Here is a 4,806-nt window from a genome sequence, read left to right as displayed (position 1 = left end):
CTTTTTTTATTCGATATTATATTGTTTCAATTTATTATAAAGTGTTTTTCTAGTAATTTTAAGAAGTTTTGCAGCTTCAGATTTATTATTTTGTGTTTTTGACAAAGCACTAATAATAGTTTCTTTTTCGTTTTCAGATAATGAAAAAACTTCATTTGCCGCAGGTTGCTGTTTCTGAATCTGGAAAAATTCTGCTGGAAGCACATCGCTTTCTATAAAATCACCACGAGTCAAAAGAGTTGCACGTTTTACACAGTTTTGCAATTCACGTAAATTTCCTGGCCAAGAGTAATTTTGAAAAATAGAAACTACTTCTGGAGAAAACCCGATTACATCTTTATGCAATTGCTGATTGGCTTTTTCTAAGAAATAATCTGCGAAAATCATTAAATCTTCTCCGCGCTCTTTTAAAGATGGTGACTGAATTGAAAACTCATTGATTCTATGGTATAAATCTTCTCTAAAATCGCCGTTTTTTACTGCCTCACGTAAATCTTCATTTGTAGCAGTAATAATACGTATATCAACGTTTATTTCTTTATTGCTTCCTACGGGTTTAATTTTTCTTTCTTGAAGCGCTCTTAATAACTGTATTTGATTTTCGTATGAAAGATTTCCAATTTCGTCCAAAAATAAAGTTCCGCCATTTGCTGCTTCAAAATATCCTTTTTTATCGCTGATTGCTCCGGTGAAAGATCCTTTTAAATGTCCAAAAAATTCACTTGCGGCTAATTCTTTCGGAATCGCTCCACAATCGACTGCAATAAAATTATTGTCTTTTCTTCTGCTTTGCTGATGAATGCTTTTTGCAATAATTTCTTTTCCTGTTCCGCTTTCGCCAATTATCAAAACAGACATATCAGTCGGGCTTACCAGCTGAATATGATCTAAAAGTTTTTTAGAAGCTACAGAAATTCCTTTAACAAATTCGTTTTCTCCTGTTGACGCCTGCTTTTTTATCGTCTTTTTTTCTTTTACAGGAGTTTCTTCTTCTTCCGTTTTTGGCATTTGTAATGCATTTGTAATTACAAGAAGAACTTCGTCTGGATTAAATGGTTTTGAAATATAATCTGCTGCGCCATTTTTAATGGCTTTTACAGCAGTATTTACATCTGAGTAACCCGTCATTAAAATAACAGGAATATGTGGGTGCGAATTTTTAAATTCAGACATAAGTCCTATACCATCAGAATCAGGCAAGCGAAGGTCTGTCAAAATCAAATCAAACGATTCGTTTTTAACTGCTTCACGCGCTTCTGTCGCAGAAAAAGTAGTTGTTACTTCATACGATTTTTTGATTAGAAATTTCTCTAATAATTTACAGAACGCAATATCATCTTCTATCAGTAATATCTTCGGCATTTGCTTTTAGGGACTTTTTTGCTAAAATAGTATTATTAAACTTGTTATTTCATAAAATTATGTAAAATATGTAAAAAAAAGAGATTGCATCACGCAATCTCTTTTTCACCAAAAACATAAATCTAAATTCACCTAATTATATCTTCAACCAGTTACCATTGACATCTGAATAGACAGTAGCCTTTTGGTCTCCAACTGATATTTCAAGTTTGTACTCTTTTTTGTCGTTAACAAATGCTTTATCCAGTTTTGCTCCTGGATAAGCGGTCTGCAACGCTGTCTTTACAGCTGCAGGCACAGCATCTACTGTAACTTCTGTATATTCTGTCTGAATTGTTACAGTTGCTTTAGCGTCTTGCGAAACAGACAATACATTTGCATGCATTGACATGGTTGCTAAAACCACTATTGCAGATAAGATTAGTTTTTTCATGATGCTGATTTTAATTATTTTTTAATGATATTTCCAGAAGCATCTGTAAAAATAGTATACTTCTTTTCTCCACTTGAAATCTCAAGTTTGTACTCATTTTTCTCGTTTTTATAAGCCTTTTCAAGCTTAGTATTCGGGAAAGATTTTTCAAGCGTAGACTTTACAGCTGCTGGAACAGCATCTGCAGATACTTCAGTAAACTCACTTTGAATAAGTACTGATTGAGAAATCGAAACTGCTGGAAGAATCGCAGCATTTACTGTAAGACTTCCTAAAACAATCGCTGCTGATAAGATTAACTTTTTCATAATATTTAGTGGTTTAAATTATTTTTTAAGAATGTTACCAGAAGCATCTGTATAAACGATCGATTTTTCACCTCGAACGGTTATCTCAATTTTATACTCCTTTTTATCATTTACCCATGCTTTTTCAAGCACTACACCAGGATAAGCTTCATCTAAGCCTTTTTTTACGGCTGCTGGAACTCCATCTACTTCTTTGTATCCATCCTGATCATTTACTGTTTGCACCATTTGATTGGTTGCAACAGGGGTCTCTGCGTTCATCGACAAACTGCCTAAAACAATTGCTGCCGATAAGATTAACTTTTTCATAGTAATAGTTTTTAAGGGTTAGACTTAATTATTTTTTAATCCAAGTTCCATCTGCATTAGCAAAAAGATTTCCTGATTTATCGCCAACAGTTACTTCAAGCTTATATTCAGATTTTGTGTTTTTAAATGCTTTAGAAAGCACAGCATCTGGATACGCTTTTTTAAGAGCATCTGTTACTGCTGCTGGAACTTCTTCTAATTTAATTTCTGTATAATCATCTTGAATAGAGATTGTTTTTACGATTGTATTTGAAATTGGCGAAGTTGAAGCAAATGATGTTAAACCTCCCAAAACGATTGCGGCTGATAAAAATAAATTTTTCATGATAGTTGTATTTTAATATAGTTAATTTGATCTTAGTATTCTTGATCTGGATTTTCACAATATCTTAGATTAGATTATTGTTTGATCCAAGTTCCGTCTGCATTAGCAAAAAGGTTTCCTACTTTATCACCAACAGTTACGTCAAGTTTATACTGTGCTTTTTCGTTTTTGTATGCTTTAGTAATTACTGCTTCCGGATATGCTTTTTTCAAAGATTCTGTAATCGCAGCTGGTAATTCTTCTAATTTGATTTCAGTGTATTCGTCTTCGATAGAAATCGTTTTTACGATTGTATTTGTTACTTGTGTAGTTGAAGCGAATGAAGTTAAACTTCCTAAAACAATTGCGGCTGATAAAAATAAATTTTTCATAACGTATATATTTAAATTAATAGTTGTTTACGCTTTAAGTAATGAAATTATTATGCCGTAAAAGAAAAGAGCCATGCCAAAGATCATAAAATCCTGTTTTTAAAGACTTTACATCAAATATACCAAAAAAAGAAATACCGTGAAAGGTGTGTAAAAGAGAAAATAAGTGTGTAATAAGTAAACACTTAAAGTGTAACCTTTAGAAAAATTTCAATAAATCAAATTCCAAATCCCAAAGTTTACAGTGACATTTTTGAGCTCCTAATTTAAAATTTCGGTTTCCAATATTGGAATTAACAAAGGTTTATAAAAGAAAAAGGCTTCCAAATTTGGAAGCCTTTTAATTATTCTGGACTATTCATTTTAAATGTATCCATAAATGCAGTTGTATAATCTCCTGCAATATATTTTGGATCATCCATTAATTGTCTGTGGAAAGGTATTGTAGTTTTCACACCTTCGATTACGAACTCATCCAAAGCTCTTCGCATTTTGCTGATAGCTTCTTCACGAGATTGTGCTGTTGTAATTAACTTAGCAATCATAGAGTCGTAGTTTGGCGGAATGCTATATCCTGAGTAAACGTGAGTATCCAAACGAACTCCGTGTCCTCCTGGCATATGAAGCGTAGTAATTTTTCCTGGTGAAGGACGAAAATCGTTATAAGGATCTTCAGCATTAATACGTACTTCAATAGCGTGTAATTGTGGAAGATAGTTTTTACCAGAAATTGGAATTCCGGCAGCAACCATAATTTGCTCACGAATCAAATCATAATCAATAACTTGTTCTGTGATTGGGTGCTCAACTTGAATACGAGTATTCATTTCCATGAAATAGAAGTTTCTGTGTTTGTCCACTAAAAATTCTACAGTTCCAGCTCCTTCATACTTAATGAATTCGGCAGCTTTTACAGCAGCTTCTCCCATTTTTGCACGAAGTTCGTCTGTCATGAAAGGCGAAGGTGTTTCTTCAGTAAGTTTTTGGTGACGACGTTGTACTGAACAGTCTCTTTCAGAAAGGTGACATGCTTTTCCATAAGAATCTCCTACAACTTGAATCTCGATATGACGTGGTTCTTCAATAAGTTTCTCCATGTACATTCCGTCATTTCCAAATGCTGCAGCAGCTTCTTGACGCGCGCTTTCCCAAGCTTTTAAAAGCTCTTCTTCTTTCCAGATTGCACGCATTCCTTTTCCACCACCACCAGCAGTAGCTTTCATCATAACTGGATAACCAATTTCTTTAGCTATTTTTTGTGCATGTTCGTAAGATTCTAATAATCCGTCTGAACCTGGCACACAAGGAACTCCTGCAGCTTTCATTGTAGCTTTAGCAGAAGCTTTATCTCCCATACGGTCAATCATTTCTGGAGCAGCACCGATAAATTTAATTCCGTGCTCTTGACAGATTTTAGAGAATTTAGCATTCTCAGAAAGAAATCCATAACCTGGATGAATTGCATCTGCGTTTGTAATTTCTGCAGCTGCAATAATATTTGACATTTTCAAATACGATAAGTTACTCGGAGGAGGGCCAATACAAACCGCTTCGTCAGCAAATTTAACATGCAAACTTTCTGCATCGGCTGTAGAGTAAACTGCAACAGTTTTGATTCCCATTTCCTTACATGTACGAATTACACGTAGTGCAATTTCTCCTCTATTCGCAATTAATATTTTTTTAAACATCTTATTT

Annotated in this window: 7 protein-coding genes; all 7 read right to left on the bottom strand. The window is 33.9% G+C overall.

Going from position 1 to position 4,806, the window contains the following annotated elements; translation table 11 throughout:
* Nucleotides 1-6: 6 nt before the first annotated feature.
* The 7 genes from B3J44_RS01830 to accC all read right to left on the bottom strand — a co-directional run bounded on the left by B3J44_RS01830 (nucleotide 7) and on the right by accC (nucleotide 4,799).
* Nucleotides 7-1,362: a sigma-54-dependent transcriptional regulator gene (locus B3J44_RS01830; protein ID WP_286965271.1), complete on the bottom strand. Its 1,356-nt coding sequence runs from the start codon at nucleotides 1,360-1,362 to the stop codon at nucleotides 7-9.
* Nucleotides 1,363-1,498: 136 nt separating this feature from the next.
* On the bottom strand, nucleotides 1,499-1,795 hold the full coding sequence (locus B3J44_RS01825; RefSeq protein WP_198855390.1) for a hypothetical protein: 297 nt from the start codon (nucleotides 1,793-1,795) through the stop codon (nucleotides 1,499-1,501).
* 14 nt (nucleotides 1,796-1,809) lie between these two features.
* The gene (locus B3J44_RS01820) at nucleotides 1,810-2,103 is read right to left on the bottom strand and encodes a PepSY-like domain-containing protein (protein ID WP_198855389.1); all 294 of its coding nucleotides are present in this window, start codon (nucleotides 2,101-2,103) and stop codon (nucleotides 1,810-1,812) included.
* A gap of 18 nt (nucleotides 2,104-2,121) precedes the next feature.
* Nucleotides 2,122-2,412, bottom strand: coding sequence for a hypothetical protein (locus B3J44_RS01815; protein WP_286965267.1), 291 nt, complete (start codon nucleotides 2,410-2,412; stop codon nucleotides 2,122-2,124).
* Nucleotides 2,413-2,440: 28 nt separating this feature from the next.
* On the bottom strand, nucleotides 2,441-2,737 hold the full coding sequence (locus tag B3J44_RS01810; RefSeq protein WP_198855387.1) for a hypothetical protein: 297 nt from the start codon (nucleotides 2,735-2,737) through the stop codon (nucleotides 2,441-2,443).
* A gap of 74 nt (nucleotides 2,738-2,811) precedes the next feature.
* Nucleotides 2,812-3,108, bottom strand: a complete 297-nt coding sequence (locus B3J44_RS01805) for a hypothetical protein (RefSeq protein ID WP_281634093.1) — start codon at nucleotides 3,106-3,108, stop codon at nucleotides 2,812-2,814.
* Between the two features lie 344 nt (nucleotides 3,109-3,452).
* A complete protein-coding gene (gene accC / locus B3J44_RS01800; RefSeq protein ID WP_198855386.1) occupies nucleotides 3,453-4,799 on the bottom strand; it encodes an acetyl-CoA carboxylase biotin carboxylase subunit in 1,347 nt (448 codons plus the stop codon).
* Nucleotides 4,800-4,806 lie beyond the last annotated feature (7 nt).

Origin of the sequence: Flavobacterium sp. UBA4854 (genome assembly GCF_002399805.1) — a bacterium.
Lineage (GTDB): Bacteria > Bacteroidota > Bacteroidia > Flavobacteriales > Flavobacteriaceae > Flavobacterium > Flavobacterium ginsengisoli.
Note: the sequence above shows the minus strand (reverse complement) of the source record. Positions and strands in the feature narration are given on the sequence as shown.

Coding starts and splice junctions, on each gene's coding strand:
- B3J44_RS01830 (WP_286965271.1), bottom strand. CDS start 1,362: ATGCCGAAGATATTACTGATAGAAGATGATATTGCGTTCTGTAAATTA.
- accC (WP_198855386.1), bottom strand. CDS start 4,799: ATGTTTAAAAAAATATTAATTGCGAATAGAGGAGAAATTGCACTACGT.
- B3J44_RS01815 (WP_286965267.1), bottom strand. CDS start 2,412: ATGAAAAAGTTAATCTTATCGGCAGCAATTGTTTTAGGCAGTTTGTCG.
- B3J44_RS01810 (WP_198855387.1), bottom strand. CDS start 2,737: ATGAAAAATTTATTTTTATCAGCCGCAATCGTTTTGGGAGGTTTAACA.
- B3J44_RS01820 (WP_198855389.1), bottom strand. CDS start 2,103: ATGAAAAAGTTAATCTTATCAGCAGCGATTGTTTTAGGAAGTCTTACA.
- B3J44_RS01825 (WP_198855390.1), bottom strand. CDS start 1,795: ATGAAAAAACTAATCTTATCTGCAATAGTGGTTTTAGCAACCATGTCA.
- B3J44_RS01805 (WP_281634093.1), bottom strand. CDS start 3,108: ATGAAAAATTTATTTTTATCAGCCGCAATTGTTTTAGGAAGTTTAACT.